The organism is Streptomyces misionensis, assembly GCF_007896895.1.
GTDB lineage: Bacteria > Actinomycetota > Actinomycetes > Streptomycetales > Streptomycetaceae > Streptomyces > Streptomyces misionensis_A.
The window spans coordinates 1-21,942 of the sequence record NZ_VOGW01000175.1 but is presented as its reverse complement, the minus strand read 5'-3'; the positions used below and the strand labels follow the sequence as shown (position 1 = coordinate 21,942).

The window sequence follows — 21,942 nt, the reverse complement described above, 5'->3', positions numbered from 1 at the left end:
GAGTCAGGTCCCTTCCTTACGTCACTTGGCGGCAGCGGCAGGAGTGTCCTCGCCGAGCAGCTTGCCGTCCGAGGTCTCGAACTGCTTCTTGAACTCGGCCACCGCGTCGTCGATCGCCTGGATCGTGTCGTCCGACATCTTGGCGCCCTCCTTGATGGAGGTCATCAGGCCCTGGTGCTTCCGGTGCAGGAAGTCGATCAGTTCCTTCTCGAAGCGGCGGATGTCGGCGACCGGCACGTCGTCCATACGGCCGTTGGTACCGGCCCACACGGAGACGACCTGGTCCTCGGTGGCCATCGGCTGGTACTGGTCCTGCTTCAGCAGCTCGACCATGCGCTGACCGCGCTCCAGCTGGGCCTTGGAGGCCGCGTCCAGGTCGGAACCGAAGGCGGCGAACGCCTCCAGCTCACGGAACTGGGCGAGGTCCACACGCAGGCGGCCGGAGACCTGGCGCATCGCCTTGTGCTGGGCGGAGCCACCGACTCGGGAGACCGAGATACCGACGTTCAGCGCGGGACGCTGACCGGCGTTGAACAGGTCCGACTCCAGGAAGCACTGGCCGTCGGTGATGGAGATGACGTTGGTCGGGATGAACGCCGAGACGTCGTTGGCCTTGGTCTCGACGATCGGCAGACCGGTCATCGAACCGGCACCCATCTCGTCGGAGAGCTTCGCGCAGCGCTCCAGGAGGCGGGAGTGCAGGTAGAAGACGTCACCCGGGTAGGCCTCACGGCCCGGCGGGCGGCGCAGCAGCAGGGACACGGCGCGGTAGGCGTCGGCCTGCTTGGACAGGTCGTCGAAGATGATGAGGACGTGCTTGCCCTCGTACATCCACTGCTGGCCGATGGCCGAACCGGTGTACGGCGCCAGGTACTTGAAGCCGGCCGGGTCGGACGCCGGGGCGGCGACGATGGTCGTGTACTCCAGGGCGCCGTTCTCCTCCAGCGCGCGGCGCACGCCGGCGATGGTGGAGCCCTTCTGGCCGATGGCGACGTAGATGCAGCGGACCTGCTTCTTCGGGTCGCCGGTGCGCCAGTTGTCGCGCTGGTTGATGATGGTGTCGACGGCCAGGGCGGTCTTGCCGGTCTGGCGGTCACCGATGATCAGCTGGCGCTGACCACGGCCGATCGGGGTCATCGCGTCGACGGCCTTGTAGCCGGTCTCCATCGGCTCGTGCACCGACTTGCGCTGCATGACCGTGGGGGCCTGCAGCTCGAGCGCGCGGCGGCCGGACGTCTCGATCTCGCCGAGGCCGTCGATCGGGTTGCCGAGCGGGTCGACAACACGGCCGAGGTAGCCCTCGCCGACCGCGACGGAGAGCACCTCGCCGGTACGCGTGACCGGCTGGCCCTCCTCGACGCCGCTGAACTCGCCGAGGACGATGGCACCGATCTCGCGCTCCTCGAGGTTGAGGGCGAGGCCGAGGGTGCCGTCCTCGAACTTCAGCAGTTCGTTGGCCATGGCCGAGGGAAGACCCTCGATCTTCGCGATGCCGTCGCCGGCAAGGGTGACCGTACCGACCTCCTCGCGCGAGGCCGCGTCCGGCTTGTACGACTGGACGAAGTTCTCCAGCGCGTCCCGGATCTCCTCCGGCCGGATCGTGAGCTCCGCCATCTGGGTTCCCTGCTCTCCTTGTTGGGCCCGAAGTTTCACTTTGGGGGGATGGGGACTCCCCCCAACAGGAGGTGAATCCTCTGCACGGCCCAACCAGGGCCGTAAGTACGTACTGCTTTTCTCGGTCTGTCGACTTGCTGCTGCGTGGCTAGCTCGCCATGCGGCGGGCGGCCTCGTCCAGGCGGTCCGCGAGCGAACCGTTGATGACCTCGTCACCGACCTGCACCCGCATTCCGCCGACGACGTCGGGGTCCACGTCCAGGTTGAGGTGCATGCGGCGGCCGTAGAGCTTGCCGAGGGCGGCGCCGAGGCGCTGCTTCTGGGTGTCGCTCAGCGGTACCGCGGAGGTGACGACGGCGACCACGCGGTCCCGGCGCTCGGCGGCCAGCTTGGACAGGGACTCCAGTCCCGCTTCCAGGCTACGACCACGCGGCGCGGTCACGAGGCGCACGACCAGTCGCTCGGTGGCGGGCTTGGCCCGTCCCCCGAGCAGCCGGTGCAGCAGCTCGGTCTTGGCCCGGCCGTCCGCGGAGCGGTCGGTCAGGGCGGCGCGCAGCTCGGTGCTGGAGGAGACGATCCGGCCGAACCGGAACAGCTCGTCCTCGACCTCGTCGAGAGTGCCGCGCTTCTCCGCGGCGGTGAGGTCGGCGATGTCCGCCAGCTCCTCCAGCGCGTCCACCAGGTCGCGGGGCTGCGACCAGCGGGCGCGGGCCATGCCGGCCACCAGGTCGGCGGCGGTACCGCTGACCTGGGCGCCGAGCAGGCGCTGGACCAGTTCCGCCTTGGCCTCTCCGGACTGCGCCGGGTCGGTGACAACCCGGCGCAGGCCGGCCTCGCGGTCGAGCAACGCGGTGACGGCCGCCAGCTCGTCGGCGAGCGTGACCGCGTCCACGGACGTGGAGTCCGTCAGCGTGTCAAGGCGCTCCCGTGCGGCTGCCAGGGCCTCGCGGCTCGCTCCGTTCATCGCGCGGCCTCGGCCTTCTCCTCGAGCTCGTCGAGGAAGCGGTCGATCACACGGCTCTGGCGGGCGTGGTCCTCGAGGGACTCGCCGACGAGCTTGCCGGCCAGGTCGGTGGCGAGCTTGCCGACGTCCTGGCGCAGCGCGGACGCGGCGGCCTTGCGGTCGGCCTCGATCTGGGCGTGACCGGCGGCGACGATCTCCTCGCGCTGCCGCTGGCCCTCGGCCCGCATCTCGGCGATGAGGGCGGCACCCTGCTCCTGCGCCTCCTGGCGCAGCCGTGCGGCCTCGTGCCGAGCCTCGGCGAGCTGCGCCTTGTACTGCTCAAGGACGCTCTGGGCCTCGGTCTGCGCAGCCTCGGCCTTTTCGATACCGCCCTCGATGGCCTCGCGGCGCTCTTCCAGAACCTTGTTGATGTTCGGGAGGAGCTTCTTGGCGAGGAAGCCGAAGACGATGACGAAAGCGATCAGGCCGATGACGAGCTCTGGGATCGGCGGAAGGAGGGGGTTCTCGGCCTCCTCAGCCGCCAGCTGAACCAGGGGGCTCATATCAGTGCCTTTCGTCTATTGGTGCGAGGCGGTCGGGTCAGGAGGTCGGGTAGACGAACGGCATGACCAGACCGATCAGGGCGAGCGCCTCACAGAAGGCGAAGCCGAGGATCTGGTTGGCGCGGATCAGACCGGCCGCCTCGGGCTGGCGGGCGAGGGCCTGCGTACCGTTACCGAAGATGATGCCGACGCCGACGCCCGGGCCGATGGCGGCGAGGCCGTAACCGATGGAGCCGAGGTTGCCCTTGATCTGGACGCCGGCGGCAAGGGTTTCGAGAGCGGACATGCCGGTTCTTCCTTCTCTTTCAAAGACCGGTGGGGGTTGGCCACCGGATGTCTGGGTGGGTGGTCGGGAGGCTCAGTGGTGCTCGGCGAGCGCGCCCTGGATGTAGCTGCAGGTCAGCAGTACGAAGACGTACGCCTGGACAGCCTGGATGAAGAGCTCGAAGGCCGTCATGACGATGACCATCACGAACGAGACGGCGGAGTAGGCGATGCCGATGCCGTTGAGCATGTACCAGCTGGCGATCGTGAAGAGCAGCAGCAGGGTGTGGCCGGCGAACATGTTCGCGAACAGTCGGACGGCGTGGGTGAACGGCCGCACGAGCAGGTTCGAGAAGAACTCGATGGTCATCGACAGCGGGAGGACCGGGCCGAGCGTCTTGTCGTAGCCGGTGAAGTTCTTGAACGCGCCGACGAAGCCGTGTCGCTTGAACGTCAGCGAGACCCAGAGGACGTAGACGACCAGGGCCAGCCCCGCGGGGTAGGCGATGATCGCCGTCACCGGGAACTGGGCGACCGGGATGATCGACCAGAGGTTCATCATCCAGACGAAGAAGAACAGCGAGACGACCAGAGGGACGTACTTCTCGCCCTCCTTCTTGCCGATCGTCTCGAAGACGACGCCGCGGCGCACGAAGTCGTAACCGGCTTCGGCCACCAGCTGGAGCTTGCCCGGGACGATCTTCGGCTTGGCGAAGGCGGCCCAGAAGAAGCCCACGATGATGATGGAACCGAGGAGCGCCAGCAGCATCGTCTTGTTGAAGTACAAGTTGCTGTCCGCGTCGCCGAAGAGCGGCTTGAACAGGAACGAGTGCAGGCCCGGAGCCGGGAAGCCGCACCCGTCGAACAGGTGACAGCTCGTGTCGAAAGCGAGCGTCTGCGACGGATCAGCACTCACCGCGGGCTCCTTCATCGTGGCGCATAGGTACGGCAACCTCGTTGTGTCGGCGCGGCGTGCAACCGCGGGTCGGCACGGGACTGGTGTTACGGATGTGGGGGCGGCTGGGGGGCATCTCGCCTCGCGATCGAACAGGCGTCAGCCGAGATGCCCGCGCCCGCGATGCCGCAGTTGGCACCGGACGATAGCAGCATGTCTCCTGCGCCTTTATCCCGGCCCTACCTCTCACGACGAGCGCCCTGTCTTCTCGGACTTTCCGCCCGGGGACGAGGCGTCGGGATCGACGTAGAGGGTCTTGGCCTTCATGTGCGCACGCGTCTGCGCGGCGATCCACGCGAGGGTGGCGACCACAAGCGTGATGGCGAAGGCACGCGGGTTGAAGAGCGTGGTGTTCTTGAACAGGGCGACGAAGATGACCAGCAGCAGCAGCTGAGCCGCGTAGAGCATCAGCCCCATCATCTGGAACAGCTGCGGAAATGACTTGGCGGTGCGCTGGAGCACATAGAGACCGAGCCCCATGAACAGGATCACGACCACCGTGGCGACGACGGCCCCGATCGCACCCTTGCCGCCCGCGACCACACCGCTGACGACGGCGGCGAGCGCGCCGACGGCAGCCGTGGGCACGGCGGCCTGGGCAAGAATCCGGGCGTCAGAAGACGGCATGGCGGCAACTCCGCTTTCACAGGGGGCAGGTGTCGTCATGGACGAGCGTAGTCCCGGGCTGAGTGATCGAGACCTCACACCAATGGACCGTCGCACTACGGTCCTTCGGCTCTATCCGGGGTTCTCGTGAACCGTATCACAAACTATTTGATGAGGTCTTTACCTGGTAGGTGTGCTTACTCTCACACATGAGAGCGACCTTGCACTTCTGTGCAAAATCCAGGGCCGTTTGTCTGGTATTAGGGGCTTTCGCTCCCCCACGACTTGGCAATGCTCTCGTCAGATTCTTACCTTGACCGTCTCAGGAACGATCGAGAAAACGCTCATGGGTGCCGATAGCGGTCGCTCCGTTGACGCCCGCCACACCGGCCGTGACCGGAGCCCGCTCGTCGTTCCCAGACGCTTCGCCGGCCTCGTCCGCGGCGTCCTCCGCCGCCGCCGACGACGCCTCCGCTTCCGCGCCGGTGCCCGCCCGACGGCGGTACCGGGGCGGCACGAAGCGCTGCGCCCACACCGGCACGCGCGGCGTGAAGCGCGGCAGCAGCAGGAGGACCAGGCCCACCGCGCTGAGGAACACCACACCCAGCACGATCCACATCGACGCGGAGTTCACCGAGTACGCCAGCGCCCCGAAGGCGATCAGCGCCGACCAGAAGTACATGATCAGCACCGCGCGGCTGTGCGAGTGGCCGATCTCCAGCAGCCGGTGGTGCAGGTGCCCGCGGTCCGCGGCGAACGGCGACTGGCCCCGCCAGGTGCGGCGCACGATCGCCAGCACCAGGTCGGCGGCGGGCACGGCGATGATCGTCAGCGGCATCAGCAGCGGGATGTAGACCGGCACCATCTGGTGGACGGTCTCGCGCTCGGAACCGGAGAACAGGTTCATCACGTCCGGGTCCACCTGACCCGTGATCGAGATGGCACCGGCCGCCAGCACCAGGCCGATCAGCATCGACCCGGAGTCGCCCATGAAGATCCGCGCCGGGTGCATGTTGTGCGGCAGGAAGCCCAGGCACATGCCCATCAGGATGGCCGCGAACAGCGTCGCGGGGGCGGCGGCCTCGATGCCGTAGGAGACCCAGACGCGGTAGGCGTACAGGAAGAACGCCGCCGCCGCGATGCACACCATGCCGGCCGCGAGACCGTCCAGGCCGTCCACGAAGTTCACCGCGTTGATGGTGATGACCACGAGCGCGACGGTCAGCAGCGTGCCCTGCCACTGGGTCAGCGCCACGTTGCCGACGCCGGGGATGGGCAGCCACAGGATCGTCAGACCCTGCATGACCATGACGCCGGCGGCGATCATCTGGCCGCCCAGCTTGATCAGCGCGTCGATCTCGAACTTGTCGTCCAGGACGCCGATCAGCCAGATCAGCGCGGCACCGGAGAGCAGCGCCCGGGGCTCGTTGGACTTCTCGAAGACCCAGTTGAGGCTGGACAGGTGGTCGGCTGCCAGCAGGCCCGCGCACAGTCCGAAGAACATCGCGATCCCGCCGAGGCGCGGAGTGGGTTCCCGGTGCACGTCCCGCGCCCGGATCTCCGGCATCGCCCCCGCCACGATCGCGAACTTCCGTACCGGTCCGGTCAGCAGGTACGTCACCGCGGCCGTGATGCAGAGCGTCAGCAGGTATTCACGCACGGGCTTCCCCACAGGTCTCGCTGGCCATCACAGCCCCACAGCCTAGCGGCGGGTGTATATGGATGGGGACTGACGGGTAGCCAGGATGGTTGCACAACTCGCCGCGCCCGCCGCCGTGCGGTGCCGTGTCCTGGTGCGCGCCTGCCCCCGATGGGCGCGATTTCCCCCGGTCAGCCGGGATACGGCGGAAACGCACCGGTCAGCTCGCGCACCTCGGCCCGCGCCCCGGCCGGCTCCGCCCGACCGCGCACCACCGCGGCCAGCAGGGCCCCGATCCGCGCCATCTCCGCCTCCCCCATGCCCTGGGTGGTCACCGCGGCCGTGCCCAGGCGCAGGCCCCTGCCGTCGCCGTGCGGCAGCGCGCAGCAGTCCAGGACGATCCCGGCGGCGGCGAGCCGGCCCCGGGCGGTGCGGCCGTCCGTGCCCAGCGGCGCCGGGTCCACGGTGATCAGGTGGGTGTCCGTGCCGCCGGTGGTGACGGCGAAGCCCTCGGCGGCCAGCCGGGCGGCCAGCGCCCGCGCGTTCACGACCACCTGGCGGGCGTACGCGGCGAACGCCGGGGTCGCCGCCTCGCCGAAGGCGACGGCCTTCGCGGCGATGGTGTGCATCTGCGCCCCGCCCTGCGTGAACGGGAACACCGCCCGGTCCACGCGCTCGGCCAGCTCGCTCCCGCACAGGATCATGCCGCCGCGCGGGCCGCGCAGCACCTTGTGCGTGGTCGCGCACACCAGGTCCGCGTACGGCACCGGGTTCGGCGCGGCACCCCCGGCGACCAAGCCGATCGGGTGCGCGGCGTCCGCGATCAGATAGGCGCCGACCTCGTCGGCGACCTCGCGGAAGAAGGCGTAGTCGATGTGGCGGGGATAGGCGATCGACCCGCACACGATCGCCTTCGGCCGGTGGTTGCGCGCCAAGTGGCGCACCTGGTCGTGGTCGATCAGCCCGGTCTCGGCGTCGACGCCGTAGGCGACGAAGTCGAACCAGCGGCCGGAGAAGTTGGCCGGCGAGCCATGGGTGAGATGACCGCCGTACGGCAGTCCGAGCGCCAGCACGGTGTCGCCGGGGCGCAGCAGCGCCGCGTACGCCGCGAGGACGGCCGAGGAGCCCGAGTGCGCCTGCACATTGGCGTGCCGGGCGCCGAACAGCGCCGCGGCCCGCTCGACGGCGAGCCGCTCGGCCATGTCCACGAGCTCGCAGCCGCCGTGGTGCCGGGCGCCCGGGTATCCCTCGGCGTACTTGTTCGCGAGCGGCGAGCCGAGCGCGGCGAGCACCGCGGGCGAGGTGAAGTTCTCGGCGGCGATCAGCTGCAACGACGTCGACTGCCGCCGCAGCTCCCCGGCGAGGATCTCGGCCAGCTCCGGGTCCTGCGCCCGCAGCACATCGGCCTCGTACGGGATGGTGACCGACATGACGGACTCCGGGCGGTCGGGGGTGACGTATCCCCCAATGTAGGCCGGGTGCGGGCGCGCCGCGCGCCGTCGCTACATGTGTGCGGGCACGCCGGTCAGCGCCGTCACCACCGGGTCCAGCGCGTCCCGTATCTCGTCCCCGATGGAGCGGAAGAAGGTCAGGGGCGCCCCGTAGGGGTCGTAGACCTCGTCCGCCTCCGCCGTGGGCGCCAGCAGCCAGCCGCGCAGGGCGGCCGCCGCGCGGACCAGGGCGCGGGCACGCATCACCAGGCCGTCCTCCAGGGGCGGCAGCGTCGCCGGGTCGATCGCCCGGACCAGCCGGGTGAACTCCTTGAGGGTGAACGTGCGCAGGCCCGCGGAGTGCCCCATGGAGATCACCTGGGCGCGGTGGTCGCGGGTCGCGGTCAGCACCAGGTCGGCGCGGATGACGTGCTCGTCCAGCAGCTCCCGCCCGGTGAAACCGGAGGCGTCCGCGCCGAACTCGGCCAGCACGGTCTCCGCGTTGGCCTCCATGGGCGCGCCCTCGTGGCCCCAGGTGCCCGCGCTCTCCACGATCAGCCCGCCGCCGAGCACGCCGAGCCGCTCGGCGACGAAATGCCGGGTCAGCCGCTCGGTGATGGGCGAGCGGCACACATTGCCGGTGCTGACGTGGAGGATGCGGAAGGTGTCGCGCGGAAAACCGAACGTGGTGGTCTGCTCCGCGACGCTCTCCCCGATGCCTATGCCACGCCCCGCTTCAGGGGCCGTCAATTCGCCACCTCAAGGTCGGGTACGACCTTGCGCAGCTCGTCCGCCAAGAGGGCGCCCTCGCGCAGCAGCACCGGCACGTCGCGGGAGACGTCCACGATGGACGAGGGCACGTTGGCCGGGGTGGGACCGCCGTCGAGGTAGACGGAGACGGAGTCGCCGAGCATGCCCTGGGCCTCGTCGCAGTTCTCCGGCGCCGGGTGCCCGGTGAGGTTGGCGGAGGAGACCGCCATCGGGCCGACCTCGGTGAGCAGCTCGATGGCGACCGGGTGCAGCGGCATCCGCACCGCGACCGTGCCCCGGGTGTCGCCGAGGTCCCACTGGAGGGACGGCTGGTGCTTGGCGACCAGCGTCAGGGCGCCCGGCCAGAACGCGTCCACCAGGTCCCAGGCCATCTCGGAGAAGTTGGTGACCAGGCCGTGCAGCGTGTTCGGGGAGCCGATGAGCACCGGGGTGGGCATGGTGCGGCCCCGGCCCTTGGCGGCGAGCAGATCGCCGACGGCCTCGGAGGAGAACGCGTCGGCGCCGATGCCGTAGACCGTGTCGGTCGGCAGCACCACCAGCTCGCCCCGGCGGACGGCGGACGCGGCCTCGCGCAGACCCGTCACGCGGTCGGTCGCGTCGTTGGTGTCGTATCGCCGTGCCATTCAGCGGGCCTCCTCGTACGGGTACTGCGGGGATGAAGACGTCGGGCTGCTCACGGCAGCGCCTTGCGGGCGGTGGCGAACCGCGGCCGGTTGTTGAGATCGGGATGGTCGGCCGCGTCGGCCCAGCCCCGCTCCTCGGTGAAGATCCACGGCACCTGGCCGCCCTGGGTGTCGGCGTGCTCAATGACGACGACCCCACCGGGGCGCAGCAGCCGGTGCGCGGTGCGTTCGATGCCGCGGATCAGGTCGAGGCCGTCCTCTCCCGAGAACAGCGCCAGTTCCGGGTCGTAGTCGCGGGCCTCGGGGGCGACGTACTCCCATTCCGTGAGCGGGATGTACGGCGGGTTGGAGATGACCAGGTCGACCTGGCCGTCGAGGTCGGGGAACGCGGTCAGGGCGTCGCCCTGGCGCAGGTCCACCCTGGACCCCTGCACGTTCTTGCGGGTCCAGCGCAGCGCGTCCTCCGACAGCTCCACGGCGTGCACCCGGGAGCGCGGCACCTCCTGGGCGAGGGCGAGCGCGATGGCGCCGGAGCCGGTGCACAGGTCGACGATGCACGGCTCGACGACGTCCATGGCGCGCACGGCGTCTATGGCCCAGCCGACCACCGACTCGGTCTCCGGCCGGGGCACGAAGACGCCCGGCCCGACCTGGAGCTCCAGGTAGCGGAAGTAGGCCCGCCCGGTGATGTGCTGCAGCGGCTCGCGCTGCTCACGCCGGGCGATGACCTCCCAGTACCGGGCGTCGAAGTCCGCATCCTTCACGGAGTGCAGTTCGCCGCGCTTGACGCCGTGCACGAACGCGGCGAGCTCCTCCGCGTCGTTGCGCGGCGAGGGCACGCCGGCGTCGGCCAGCCGCTGGGTGGCCTGGGCCACCTCTGCAAGCAGCAGGTTCACGCAAGTCCTCCGGAAGTCTGCAAGTCCTCGTGGTTGCCTTACGCCGCGGCGAGCTTCGCCGCGGAGTCGGCGTCGACGCAGGCCTGGATCACCGCGTCCAGGTCACCGTCCAGGACCTGGTCGAGGTTGTACGCCTTGAAGCCGACGCGGTGGTCGGAGATGCGGTTCTCCGGGAAGTTGTAGGTGCGGATCTTCTCGGAGCGGTCGACGGTGCGGACCTGGCTGCGGCGGGCGTCCGCGGCCTCCCGCTCGGCCTCCTCCTGGGCCGCGGCGAGCAGCCTGGAGCGCAGGATGCGCAGGGCCTGCTCCTTGTTCTGGAGCTGGCTCTTCTCGTTCTGGCAGGAGGCGACGACACCGGTCGGCAGGTGGGTGATGCGCACCGCGGAGTCCGTGGTGTTGACCGACTGGCCACCGGGTCCGGAGGAGCGGTAGACGTCGATGCGGAGGTCGTTGGGGTTGATCTCCACGTCCACCTCCTCGGCCTCCGGGGTGACGAGGACACCGGCGGCGGAGGTGTGGATGCGGCCCTGGGACTCGGTGGCCGGCACCCGCTGCACGCGGTGCACGCCGCCCTCGTACTTCAGCCGCGCCCACACGCCCTGGCCGGGCTCGGTCTGCCCGCGGGTCTTCACCGCGACCTGGACGTCCTTGTAGCCGCCCAGCTCGGACTCGGTGGCGTCGATGATCTCGGTCTTCCAGCCGACGCGCTCGGCGTAGCGCAGGTACATGCGCAGCAGGTCGCCGGCGAACAGCGCCGACTCGTCGCCGCCCGCGCCCGCCTTGATCTCCAGGATGACGTCCTTGTCGTCACTCGGGTCGCGCGGGACCAGCAGCAGCCGCAGCTTCTCGGTCAGTTCCTCGCGCTGCTGCTCCAGCTCCTTGACCTCGGCGGCGAAGTCGGGGTCGTCGGCGGCCAGTTCGCGCGCGGTCTCGATGTCGTCGCCGGTCTGCTTCCAGGAGCGGTACGTGGCGACGATCGGGGTCAGCTCGGCGTAGCGCTTGTTCAGCTTGCGCGCGTTCGCCTGATCGGCGTGGACCGACGGGTCGGCGAGCTTCTTCTCCAGATCGGCGTGCTCGGCGACGAGTTCCTCGACGGCCTCGAACATCTTTCGGCTCCTGTACTGCGGTGAAGGGAAGGGGCGGGCGACCAAAAACGCCGGTCCCGGACGCACGCCTCGCGGACGTGCGGCCGTGGACCGGCGGTCTGGGGCTCGCTACTTCTTGGAGCCGGCAGCCTTGCCGAAGCGGGCCTCGAAGCGGGCCACACGGCCACCGGTGTCGAGGATCTTCTGCTTGCCCGTGTAGAACGGGTGGCACTCGGAGCAGACCTCGGCCCGGATGGTGCCGGACTCGATGGTGCTACGGGTGGTGAACGACGCGCCACAGGTGCAGCTGACCTGCGTCTCGACGTACTCGGGGTGGATGTCGCGCTTCAAGGTGTCTCCTAGATTCCGGGAGGGCGCCGGGTCGCCGCCGCGGGCTGCGGGGACGTGAACCGGGGCCGACGTACCAGTCTGCCAGGACTGGTGCCATCCCCCAAAACCGGGGGCCGTCGCGATCTATTCCGCGGGCCCCGAAAGGGGTTCGGCCGGCCACAGCACTAGGAGGAGACCACGCCGTTCGCCTGGCCCGTCGCGGTGCCCTCGGTGGCCGACCGCGGGATCGGGCGGTCGTCGCGCAGGGCGTTCCAGACCAGCTGGGCCTTGGTCTTCTCCAGCAGCACGCGGTTGGGGTCGGCCGGGTCGTACCGGACGGGCATGGTGACCATCGTCATGTGCTTCGTGCTGACGCCCTTGAGGCCGTTCGCGAACTCGATGAGGGAGTTGACCGAGCCGAGGTCGGAGTCGGTGGTGACGGACTTGGTGGCGGTGTCGGCGAGGTCGTACAGCTTCTTGGGGTCGCTGAACACGCCGACGTTCTTGACCTGGCCGATGAGCGCCTTGACGAAGGCCTGCTGGAGCTGGATGCGGCCGAGGTCGGAGCCGTCGCCGACGCCGTGCCGGGTGCGGACCAGGCCGAGGGCCTGCTGTCCGTTCAGGGTGTGGGTGCCGGCCTGGAGGTCCAGGTGGCTCTGCGGGTCGTCGATGGCCCGCGTCGTGGTGACCGGGACGCCGCCGAGGTCGTCTATGAGTCTCTGGAAGCCCGCGAAGTCGACCTCCAGGTAATGGTCCATGCGGATGCCGGTGAGCGACTCCACGGTCTTGACCGCGCAGGCCGCGCCCCCGGCGGAGTACGCCTCGTTGAACATCACGCCGGTCGCGGCCGGGTGCGCGGTGCCCTTGGTGTCGGTGCACGCGGGGCGGTCCACGAGGGTGTCCCGGGGTATGGAGACCACACTGGCCTTCTTGTGGCCGGCGTAGACGTGCACGATCATCGCGGTGTCGGAGCGGGCGCTGCCGTCGTCCGTGCCGCCGCCGAGCTTCCTGTTGCCGCCGGCGCGGGTGTCCGAGCCCAGGACCAGGATGTTCTCGGAGCCGTTGTCGACCTTCTTGGGCCGGTCGCCTCCGAGCATCTGGTTGATGTCCACGCTGTGCAGGTTGCCGTTGAGCTTGAAGTACACGTAACCGGCTCCGGCACCGCCGAGCACCACCACGCCCGCGGCCACCCAGGCCGTCGCCAGCAGGGTCTTGCGGCCGGCGCTGCGGGGCTTGCGGCGCCGCCCCCTGCCCCGGCGGCCGGGGCCCTCGGCGCTCGGCTGGTTCATCGCGGAATCCGGCATGCTCTCGGCGGACACGGCACTCCTAGGTCTCGTCGATCGGTTACCCCCTGCTGTCAGGGACAGGCGCGGACATCACCGCTCCATCGTCCCTCCGTGCGCTAGGACGGAGAAACTCGGGACAGCGTTGCACAACGCACGGTGCCCACCGCGTGGGGCGGTGGGCACGCTGGGTAACCGAACGCATCGGACGTACGGCGCTCACCTGCGGTTTCGGCGCCAGTTGTCGTATGTGCCGAAACCGGCACGGAGCGTGCCCCTTGTGGCAAAGATCTCCCGCGGGGGCTTTACCGCCCCGGTACGGCGAAGAGGCCGCCCCTCGTCCGTGGACGAGGAACGGCCTCTTCGGGCAGTGCGCGGATCAGTCGCCGTTGCCGGGGGTCGGCGTGGTCTTCTGGATCTGCATCAGGAACTCGACGTTCGACTTGGTCTGCTTCATCTTGTCCAGCAGCAGCTCGATCGCCTGCTGCTGGTCCAGGGCGTGCAGCACCCGGCGCAGCTTCCAGACGATGCCCAGCTCCTCGCTGCCGAGCAGGATCTCTTCCTTACGGGTGCCGGACGCGTCCACGTCCACCGCCGGGAAGATGCGCTTGTCGGCGAGCTTCCGGTCGAGCTTGAGCTCCATGTTGCCGGTGCCCTTGAACTCCTCGAAGATCACCTCGTCCATGCGGGACCCGGTGTCCACCAGCGCCGTCGCCAGGATGGTCAGCGAACCGCCGTCCTCGATGTTGCGCGCCGCGCCGAAGAACCGCTTCGGCGGGTACAGCGCGGTCGAGTCGACACCACCGGACAGGATGCGGCCGGAGGCCGGGGCGGCGAGGTTGTACGCGCGGCCCAGACGGGTGATGGAGTCGAGCAGCACCACCACGTCGTGACCCAGCTCCACCAGGCGCTTGGCGCGCTCGATGGCCAGCTCGGCGACCGTGGTGTGGTCCTCGGCCGGGCGGTCGAAGGTCGAGGAGATGACCTCGCCCTTGACCGACCGCTGCATGTCGGTGACCTCTTCCGGACGCTCGTCGACGAGGACGACCATCAGGTGGCACTCGGGGTTGTTGTGCGTGATCGCGTTGGCGACCGCCTGCATGATCATGGTCTTGCCGGTCTTCGGCGGGGCCACGATCAGACCGCGCTGGCCCTTACCGATGGGCGAGACGAGGTCGATGATGCGGGTCGTCAGCACGCCCGGGTCCGTCTCCAGGCGGAGGCGGTCCTGCGGGTACAGCGGCGTCAGCTTGTTGAACTCCGGGCGGCCGCGGCCGTGTTCGGGCGCCATGCCGTTGACGGAGTCGAGGCGCACGAGCGCGTTGAACTTCTCGCGGCGCTCGCCCTCCTTCGGCTGGCGGACCGCACCGGTGATGTGGTCGCCCTTGCGCAGGCCGTTCTTGCGGACCTGGGCGAGGGAGACGTACACGTCGTTCGGGCCCGGCAGGTAGCCGGAGGTCCGGATGAAGGCGTAGTTGTCGAGGATGTCCAGGATGCCCGCGACGGGGATCAGGACGTCGTCCTCGGCGACCTGCGGCTCGGCGATCTCGTCGCGCCCACGGCGGCCACGGCGGTCGCGGTAGCGGCCGCGACGGCCACGGCGGCCGCCCTCGAAGTCGTCGTCGTCCTGCTGCCGGTCCTGCCGGTCCTGGCGGCCGCCCTGCTGGCCCTGCTGGCGCTGCTGGCCGCCCTGCTGGTCGTCGCCCTTGCTGCGGCGGTCGCGGTCGCGGTCACGGCCGCGCTCACGGCGGTCGCGGCGGCCGCGGCCCTCGCCGTCACCGGCGTCGTTCTTGGCGGAGTCGCCCTGCTGCGGCTGCTGGGCGGGCGCCTCGGTCTTGGTCTCGGTCTTCGCCTCGGCGGCGGCCGGCTCCGCGGTGGGGCTGCCGGCCTCGGCGGTGGCACGGCGGCGACGGCGCTCGGTCGGCGCGTCGTCCCCCTCGCTCACGCGGGCGGCGCCGCCACCGGGCTGGCCCGGGATCTCGATCTGCTGCTGGGCGGCCTTCTCGGCCGGCTTCTCGCTCTTGGCCGCCTTCTGCTCGCCGTCCGCGGCGTTCTCGCCGGTACGGGCCTTGGAGGTGGCCCGGCGCTTCGGCTTGGTCTCGGCGGCGGTCTCGGCCTTGGGGGCACCCCCCTGGGCCTGCGCCTCCTTGATGACCTCGATCAGCTGGCTCTTGCGCATCCGCGCGGTGCCCCTGATACCGAGGCCCGAGGCGACCTGCTGCAGCTCGGCCAGCACCATGCCCTCAAGGCCGGTACCCCGGCGCCGCCGGGAGCCGGCACCGGCGGCAGGCGCGGAGGCGTCCGTGGCGGGCGCGGCAGCGGTCTCCTCGACACGTGCGCCCATCAGATCGGTGGTGTCGCTCACGAAGGGTCCTTCCCTGGAGCGGACGTCGGCCTTCTGGCTCGGCGACCGGTTGTGCTGTCCGGCTACGGTCCTGTCTTCGGTGAACCGTGCCGGGGCGGTGGTCCGCCAACGCGGCGGAAGAAAAATGTGCGGTGACGGCGCTTCCGCGAGCCGTGACACCCGGTGTCACGTGGCGTGGTAGCGCCTGTTCCGGAGCATGCCCGGCGGCCCGCTCAGTGCTCGCATCCGACGTACTGCCCAGGTACGGCGCAAGGAACACGGAGTGGCGTGGGAGGCTCCCGGAAGAATGTCTGTCCCGGACGGGGACACGTGGCACCTCGCCATGGTGAGGTCGGGTGCAGACTTGAGATTAACACTACCGGATCCAACAAACATTCCCCCTCTCCAAATCCGGCAACCGTGTGTCAGGGCGCAAGCGGCAGCACGCTCGCTCCCTGCATGTCGAGGTCGAGCCGGTTGGCGGCCCAGCCCTCCCCCGCGAGGTGGGAGACCTTGTCGGCGGTGCCGGCGTCGGTGAGGGCCATGACGGTGGGTCCGGCGCCGGAGATGACGGCCGGGATGCCGTCCGCCCGCAGCCGCTCCACCAGCGCCGCGCTCTCCGGCATCGCCGGGGCGCGGTACTCCTGGTGCAGCCGGTCCTCGGTGGCGGGCAGCAGCAGTTCGGGGCGCCGGGTGAGGGCCTCCACCAGCAGGGCGGACCGGCCCGCGTTGGCGGCGGCGTCGACATGCGGCACGGTGCGCGGCAGCAGTCCCCGGGCGGTCTCGGTCAGGACCGGCTTCCCGGGCACGAAAACCACCGGAACGATGGAATCACTGGGGTCCATCCTGATCGCCCGGGCCGCGCCGGACTCCATCCAGGACAGGGTGAACCCGCCGAGCAGACACGCGGCCACGTTGTCGGGGTGGCCCTCGATCTCGGTGGCCAGTTCCAGCAGGGCCGCGTCGTCCAGACGGGCCTCGCCGCCTATCGTCACGGCGCGTGCCGCCACGATGCCGGCGCAGATGGCGGCGGAGGAGGAGCCGAGGCCCCGGCCGTGCGGGATGCGGTTGGCGCACACGATCTCCAGCCCCCGGGGCTGGCCGCCCAGCAGGTCGAAGGCGGTGCGCAGGGAGCGGACGAGGAGGTGGCGCTCGTCGCGGGGCAGGGTCTCGCTGCCCTCGCCCGCGATGTCGATGTGCAGCCCGGAGTCGGCCACCCGGACGACGACGTCGTCGTACAGCCCCAGCGCGAGGCCCAGGGCGTCGAAGCCCGGACCGAGATTGGCGCTGGTGGCGGGAGTGCGCACCCGGACGGCGGCGGCGCGGAAGGCTGGACCGGCCATCGCTCGAAGACTCTCCTTGAGCTGCGTGACTGTCAAAGACATTCGATACGTAACGGAAGACCCTCGGCCGCTCAGACGGCGCGGCGTTGCCCCTATGCGCAGTGCATATGCAACAAGTGGGTTCGGTACAGCGTATCGAAGGAAGGTTCAGTAGCGACATAGGGCGCACAGGAGGCGCACGATGCGTGTCGTAAGCCCCCTGTGCACCCGGTCAGGACCGCGTCAGGGCCTGACCGGGCGTATCGGGACCTCGGGGGCGTGTCGGGACCTCGGGGGCGTGTCGGGACCTCGGGGGCGTGTCGGGGAAATCCCCTGTGTGCCCCCGGGCCTCAGGCCAGCCCGAGGCGCTCGGCCGCGGTGGCCGCGTCGACCGGCACGGTGACCGGCTGCGGCGCGCCGGCCACGGCCCAGTCGGGGTCCTTCAGACCGTTGCCGGTGACGGTGCACACGATGCGCTGGCCCGGGTCCACCTTGCCCTGCTCGGCGGCCTTGAGCAGACCGGCGACCGAGGCGGCGGAGGCGGGCTCCACGAAGACGCCCTCCTGCGCGGCCAACAGCCGGTAGGCGCGCAGGATCTCACGGTCCGTCACCTCGTCGATGGCGCCGCCGGACTCGTCCCGGGCCGCCAGGGCGTACTGCCAGGAGGCCGGGTTGCCGATCCGGATGGCGGTGGCGATCGTCGACGGGTCCTTGACCACCTCGCCGCGCACGATCGGGGCACTGCCGGACGCCTGGAACCCCCACATGCGGGGCGTCCGGGTGGCGATCCCGTCGGCGGCGTACTCCTTGTAGCCCTTCCAGTAGGCCGTGATGTTGCCCGCGTTGCCGACCGGCAGGACGTGGATGTCGGGCGCGTCGCCGAGCATGTCCACGATCTCGAAGGCGGCCGTCTTCTGGCCCTCGATCCGCACCGGATTGACCGAATTGACCAGCGCCACCGGGTAGTTCTCGCTCAGCGAGCGGGCCAGCGTGAGGCAGTCGTCGAAGTTGCCGTCGACCTGGAGGATCTTCGCGCCGTGCACCAGGGCCTGGCCCATCTTGCCGAGCGCGATCTTGCCCTGCGGCACCAGCACGGCGGAGACCATGCCGGCCCGCACGGCGTAGGCCGCGGCGGAGGCGGAGGTGTTGCCGGTGGAGGCGCAGATGACGGCCTTGGCCCCCTCCTCCTTCGCCTTGGAGATGGCCATCGTCATGCCGCGGTCCTTGAAGGACCCGGTCGGGTTCGCGCCCTCGACCTTGAGGTGGACCTCGCAGCCCGTGCGCTCGGAGAGCACCTGCGCGGGCACGAGGGGCGTGCCGCCCTCACGGAGCGTCACGACCGGCGTGGTGTCCGAAACCGGCAGCCGGTCCCGGTACTCCTCGATGATTCCGCGCCACTGGTGGGTCATTGCTGGTTACTCTCCTTCAACCCGCATGATGCTGGCGACACCCCGCACGGTGTCGAGCTTGCGCAGCGCCTCGACGGTGCCGGTCAGGGCGGCGTCGAGGGCGCGGTGGGTGACGACGACGAGAGAGGCCTCGCCGTCCTTGCCCTGCTGCCGAACGGTGTCGATCGACACCCCGTGCTCGGCGAAGACGGTGGCGACCTGGGCGAGCACACCCGGTTTGTCCGCCACGTCCAGGCTGATGTGGTACCGCGTGACGACGTCGCCCATCGGGGAGACGGGCAGCGCGGCGTACGCCGACTCGCCGGGGCCGGTCGTGCCGTTGAGCTTGTTGCGGCAGACGGCGACGAGGTCGCCGAGCACGGCGGAGGCGGTCGGGGAGCCGCCGGCGCCGGGGCCGTAGAACATCAGCTGCCCGGCGGCGTCGCTCTCCACGAAGACGGCGTTGTACGCACCGCGCACGGAGGCGAGGGGGTGGCTCAGCGGAATCATGGCGGGGTGCACGCGCGCGGTGACGGACGCCCCGTCCCGCGCCCGCTCGCAGATGGCGAGCAGCTTGATGGTGCAGCCCATCTCCTTGGCCGAGCGGAAGTCGGCCGCGGTGACCTCGGTCATGCCCTCGCGGTACACGTCGTCGAGGCGGACCCGGGTATGGAAGGCGATGCCGGCGAGGATGGCGGCCTTGGCGGCGGCGTCGAAGCCCTCGACGTCGGCGGTCGGGTCGGCCTCCGCGTACCCCAGCGCGGTGGCCTCGTCCAGGGCCTCCTGGTAGCCCGCGCCCGTGGAGTCCATCTTGTCGAGGATGAAGTTGGTCGTGCCGTTGACGATGCCGAGCACCCGGTTGACCTTGTCGCCCGCCAGCGACTCGCGCAGCGGCCGGATCAGCGGGATGGCGCCGGCGACGGCGGCCTCGTAGTACAGGTCCCGGCCGTGCTCCTCGGCGGCGGCGTGCAGGGCGGCCCCGTCCTGGGCGAGCAGGGCCTTGTTCGCGGAGACGACGGAGGCGCCGTGCTCGAAGGCGGTGGTGATGAGCGAACGGGCGGGCTCGATCCCGCCGATCACCTCGACCACGACGTCGATGTCGCCGCGTTTGACGAGGGCGGTGGCGTCGGTGGTGACGAGGGCCGGGTCGATGCCCTCGCGCACCTTGCTCGGGCGCCGCACGGCGACCCCGGCGAGCTCCACCGGGGCGCCGATCCTCTGGGCGAGGTCGTCGGCGTGCGTCGTCATGATGCGCGCCACCTCTGAGCCGACAACCCCACAGCCCAGCAGCGCCACCTTCAGCGGACGCGTACGCATCATCCGACCTCGTTTCCTCTTACCGTCTACGGTTGGACCAGTCTCACTCACCGGACGGGAGTTTCTACCCTTCGTCCGGATCCTGAGACGTTTATTTCATTTACGCGGGGCTGGCAGACCGCAGATCTTCCACCCCCGCGGCGGGCGGTTCACCCGACGTCGAGACGCAGGAGGTCCTCCTCCGTCTCCCGGCGGACGATCACCTGGGCCTCGCCGTCGCGCACCGCGACGACGGGCGGCCGGAGCACGTGGTTGTAGTTGCTGGCCATCGACCGGCAGTACGCGCCGGTGGCGGGGACGGCGATGAGGTCGCCCGGCGCGAGATCGGCCGGCAGGAACGCGTCCTTCACCACGATGTCCCCGCTCTCGCAGTGCTTGCCGACGACCCGGGCGAGCATGGGCTCGGCGTCGCTGGCCCGGGAGACGAGGGCGACGCTGTACTCGGCGTCGTAGAGCGCGGTGCGGATGTTGTCGGACATGCCGCCGTCCACCGACACGTACGTGCGCAGACCCTCCAGCGGCTTGACGGTGCCGACCTCGTAGAGCGTGAACGCGGTCGGGCCGACGATGGCGCGCCCGGGCTCCACCGAGATCCGCGGGGTGCGCAGCCGCGCGGCCTCGCACTCCCGGCCGACGATCTCCCCCAGCGCCTTGGCGATCTCGTGCGGCTCGCGCGGGTCGTCGTCGCTGGTGTAGGCGATGCCGAGACCGCCGCCGAGGTCGATCTCGGGCAGCTCGACGCCGTGCTCGTCCCTGATGTCCTTGAGCAGCCCGACCACCCGGTGGGCGGCGACCTCGAACCCGGACATGTCGAAGATCTGCGAACCGATGTGGGAGTGGATACCGATCAGTTCCAGCCCGTCCAGCTGGAGGGCCCGCCGCACGGCCTCGGCGGCCTGGCCCCCGGCGAGCGGGATGCCGAACTTCTGGTCCTCGTGGGCGGTGGCGATGAACTCGTGGGTGTGCGCCTCGACCCCGACGGTGATCCGGATCTGCACCTTCTGCCGCTTGCCCAGCGACTGCGCGATGTGCGCGACCCGCACGATCTCCTGGAAGGAGTCGAGCACGATCCGCCCGACCCCGGCCTCGACGGCCCGGGTGATCTCGGCGACGGACTTGTTGTTCCCGTGGAAGGCGATACGCCCGGGCTCCATGCCCGCGGACAGCGCGGTGGCCAGCTCCCCTCCCGAGCACACGTCGAGATTCAGCCCCTCCTCGCTGAGCCAGCGCACCACGGCGCGCGACAGGAAGGCCTTCCCGGCGTAGAACACGTCGGCGTTCGCCCCGAACGCGGTGCGCCAGGCGCGCGCCCGGGCCCGGAAGTCGGCCTCGTCGAGGATGTAGGCGGGCGTGCCGAACTCCTCGGCGAGCCGGGTCACGGGGACCCCGCCGACGGTGACGACCCCGTCCTCGCCGCGGCCGACGGTCTGCGCCCAGACCTTGTGATCGAGCACATTGAGGTCGGTGGGCGGCGCGGAGTAGTGCCCCTCGGGGAGCACGTCGGCGTGGCGAGGCCCGGCGGGATGGGCGGAACGGCTCATGACGGTGGCTCTCAGACTCTCTGTCTTCCTCCGGGACGCATCTGCTCGCGGCCTCAGAGATGTTCGGGTGCGTCGATGCCGAGCAGGGACAGGCCGCCGGCCAGCACCGTCCCGGCGGCTTCGGCGAGCGCGAGCCGGGCGCGGTGGGCGGCCGAGGGTTTCTCCTCGCCGAGCGGAAGCACGCAGGTCAGAAAGGGCAGCACGGCATCCGCGACGGTGACGAGATGCCGGGCGAGCCGGTCCGGGGCACGTTGGGTGGCGGCCGCGGTGAGGATGCGGGGGTAGTCGGCGAGGGGGGACTGGAGGGCGTCGGAGTGGGCCGCGCCCTCCCCCAGGCGTCCCGGCTCGGCGTCGAAGCCCAGGCGGGCGGCGTTGCGGCCGGCCGCCCGGACCCGGGCATGGGCGTACCGCACCCGGAACAGCGGATTGGCCTCCCGCTGGACGAGGTGGTCGGCGGTGATCCGGGGCCGGTCGTGCGCGGCGGGATGGAGCAGGGCCCAGCGGGCGGCGTCGGGCCCGAGCGGCGCGGGGTCCTCGGGCGCGGGCACGGGCCGCACATTGACGGGCTCCCGGTGCTCGACGGTGGCGCGCCCGCCCTGACTGGCGACGATCCGCACGACGGCGTCGGCGACGACCTCGGCCCGCACCTCGTACGGCACCCGCAGCGCGACGACCTCCCCCGCGAGCGCGTCGCCGTGCCCGTACCGGGCACCGCACCGGCGGATCTCCCGGACCAGGCCGCCGAGCGGATCGGCCTGCTCTTCGAGCAGGAAGTTCAAGAACCCGGGCCCGGTGACGACGACGTCCCGGACACCGCCCACCCCGACGAGCCGGGCCCGCAGGATCTCGGCGACCTGGAGCGGCGGCTTCCCGGCGACCCGGGCGAGCCGGAGCGCGACATTGCTCGCGTACTCCCCGCACCCCCCGGCCCCCGACATCCCCTGCCCCTCACCGTCCGCGCTCGGGCGCCCGAGCCACGCCGCCTTCCACGCGGACTGTGCCGCGGCGACGTCCGCGACGGTCGGCGC

20 protein-coding genes are annotated in these 21,942 nt (G+C 70.6%); all 20 read right to left on the bottom strand.

Annotated features, from left to right (window positions below):
* Positions 1–21: 21 nt before the first annotated feature.
* Positions 22–1,614 (bottom strand): F0F1 ATP synthase subunit alpha, encoded by a 1,593-nt coding sequence (gene atpA / locus FRZ03_RS29175; RefSeq protein ID WP_070027816.1) that lies wholly within the window; start codon positions 1,612–1,614, stop codon positions 22–24.
* Positions 1,615–1,762: 148 nt separating this feature from the next.
* Positions 1,763–2,578: a F0F1 ATP synthase subunit delta gene (locus FRZ03_RS29170; protein WP_070027818.1), complete on the bottom strand. Its 816-nt coding sequence runs from the start codon at positions 2,576–2,578 to the stop codon at positions 1,763–1,765.
* Complete coding sequence (locus FRZ03_RS29165) at positions 2,575–3,120, bottom strand: F0F1 ATP synthase subunit B (protein ID WP_070027820.1); 546 nt, start codon at positions 3,118–3,120, stop codon at positions 2,575–2,577. The genes FRZ03_RS29170 and FRZ03_RS29165 overlap by 4 nt, the downstream gene beginning before the upstream one ends.
* Positions 3,121–3,157: 37 nt before the next feature.
* Positions 3,158–3,406, bottom strand: coding sequence for an ATP synthase subunit c family protein (locus FRZ03_RS29160; RefSeq protein ID WP_070027822.1), 249 nt, complete (start codon positions 3,404–3,406; stop codon positions 3,158–3,160).
* A 72-nt stretch (positions 3,407–3,478) separates the two neighbouring features.
* A complete protein-coding gene (atpB, locus tag FRZ03_RS29155; RefSeq protein WP_146468090.1) occupies positions 3,479–4,315 on the bottom strand; it encodes a F0F1 ATP synthase subunit A in 837 nt (278 codons plus the stop codon).
* Positions 4,316–4,525: 210 nt separating this feature from the next.
* Positions 4,526–4,966, bottom strand: coding sequence for a hypothetical protein (locus FRZ03_RS29150; RefSeq protein WP_070027826.1), 441 nt, complete (start codon positions 4,964–4,966; stop codon positions 4,526–4,528).
* A gap of 301 nt (positions 4,967–5,267) precedes the next feature.
* A complete protein-coding gene (locus tag FRZ03_RS29145) occupies positions 5,268–6,605 on the bottom strand; it encodes an MraY family glycosyltransferase (protein WP_146468089.1) in 1,338 nt (445 codons plus the stop codon).
* Positions 6,606–6,775: 170 nt separating this feature from the next.
* Positions 6,776–8,014, bottom strand: coding sequence for a serine hydroxymethyltransferase (locus FRZ03_RS29140; RefSeq protein WP_146468088.1), 1,239 nt, complete (start codon positions 8,012–8,014; stop codon positions 6,776–6,778).
* Between the two features lie 72 nt (positions 8,015–8,086).
* Positions 8,087–8,764, bottom strand: a complete 678-nt coding sequence (locus FRZ03_RS29135; RefSeq protein ID WP_146468087.1) for an arsenate reductase/protein-tyrosine-phosphatase family protein — start codon at positions 8,762–8,764, stop codon at positions 8,087–8,089.
* Entirely contained in the window at positions 8,761–9,408 is a 648-nt protein-coding gene (locus tag FRZ03_RS29130; RefSeq protein WP_146468086.1) for an L-threonylcarbamoyladenylate synthase, read from the bottom strand. The genes FRZ03_RS29135 and FRZ03_RS29130 overlap by 4 nt, the downstream gene beginning before the upstream one ends.
* 50 nt (positions 9,409–9,458) lie before the next feature.
* Positions 9,459–10,304 carry a peptide chain release factor N(5)-glutamine methyltransferase gene (gene prmC, locus FRZ03_RS29125; protein WP_070027833.1) on the bottom strand — a complete coding sequence of 282 codons (846 nt, stop codon included), beginning with the start codon at positions 10,302–10,304 and terminating at the stop codon, positions 9,459–9,461.
* Between the two features lie 38 nt (positions 10,305–10,342).
* Positions 10,343–11,410 (bottom strand): peptide chain release factor 1, encoded by a 1,068-nt coding sequence (gene prfA / locus FRZ03_RS29120; protein WP_070027834.1) that lies wholly within the window; start codon positions 11,408–11,410, stop codon positions 10,343–10,345.
* Positions 11,411–11,518: 108 nt separating this feature from the next.
* The gene (rpmE, locus tag FRZ03_RS29115; protein ID WP_015657814.1) at positions 11,519–11,740 is read right to left on the bottom strand and encodes a 50S ribosomal protein L31; all 222 of its coding nucleotides are present in this window, start codon (positions 11,738–11,740) and stop codon (positions 11,519–11,521) included.
* A 164-nt stretch (positions 11,741–11,904) separates the two neighbouring features.
* Complete coding sequence (locus FRZ03_RS29110) at positions 11,905–13,038, bottom strand: LCP family protein (protein ID WP_146468085.1); 1,134 nt, start codon at positions 13,036–13,038, stop codon at positions 11,905–11,907.
* A 343-nt stretch (positions 13,039–13,381) separates the two neighbouring features.
* On the bottom strand, positions 13,382–15,367 hold the full coding sequence (gene rho, locus FRZ03_RS29105) for a transcription termination factor Rho (protein ID WP_146468084.1): 1,986 nt from the start codon (positions 15,365–15,367) through the stop codon (positions 13,382–13,384).
* A 404-nt stretch (positions 15,368–15,771) separates the two neighbouring features.
* On the bottom strand, positions 15,772–16,689 hold the full coding sequence (thrB, locus tag FRZ03_RS29100) for a homoserine kinase (protein WP_146468083.1): 918 nt from the start codon (positions 16,687–16,689) through the stop codon (positions 15,772–15,774).
* 329 nt (positions 16,690–17,018) lie between these two features.
* Positions 17,019–18,077 carry a threonine synthase gene (gene thrC / locus FRZ03_RS29095; protein WP_146468082.1) on the bottom strand — a complete coding sequence of 353 codons (1,059 nt, stop codon included), beginning with the start codon at positions 18,075–18,077 and terminating at the stop codon, positions 17,019–17,021.
* 6 nt (positions 18,078–18,083) lie between these two features.
* Positions 18,084–19,376 (bottom strand): homoserine dehydrogenase, encoded by a 1,293-nt coding sequence (locus FRZ03_RS29090; RefSeq protein ID WP_186785680.1) that lies wholly within the window; start codon positions 19,374–19,376, stop codon positions 18,084–18,086.
* A 146-nt stretch (positions 19,377–19,522) separates the two neighbouring features.
* Complete coding sequence (gene lysA / locus FRZ03_RS29085) at positions 19,523–20,914, bottom strand: diaminopimelate decarboxylase (RefSeq protein ID WP_146468081.1); 1,392 nt, start codon at positions 20,912–20,914, stop codon at positions 19,523–19,525.
* A 53-nt stretch (positions 20,915–20,967) separates the two neighbouring features.
* The coding region (gene nrtL / locus FRZ03_RS29080; RefSeq protein WP_398661287.1) for an ArgS-related anticodon-binding protein NrtL at positions 20,968–21,942 on the bottom strand (975 nt) is incomplete at its 5' end.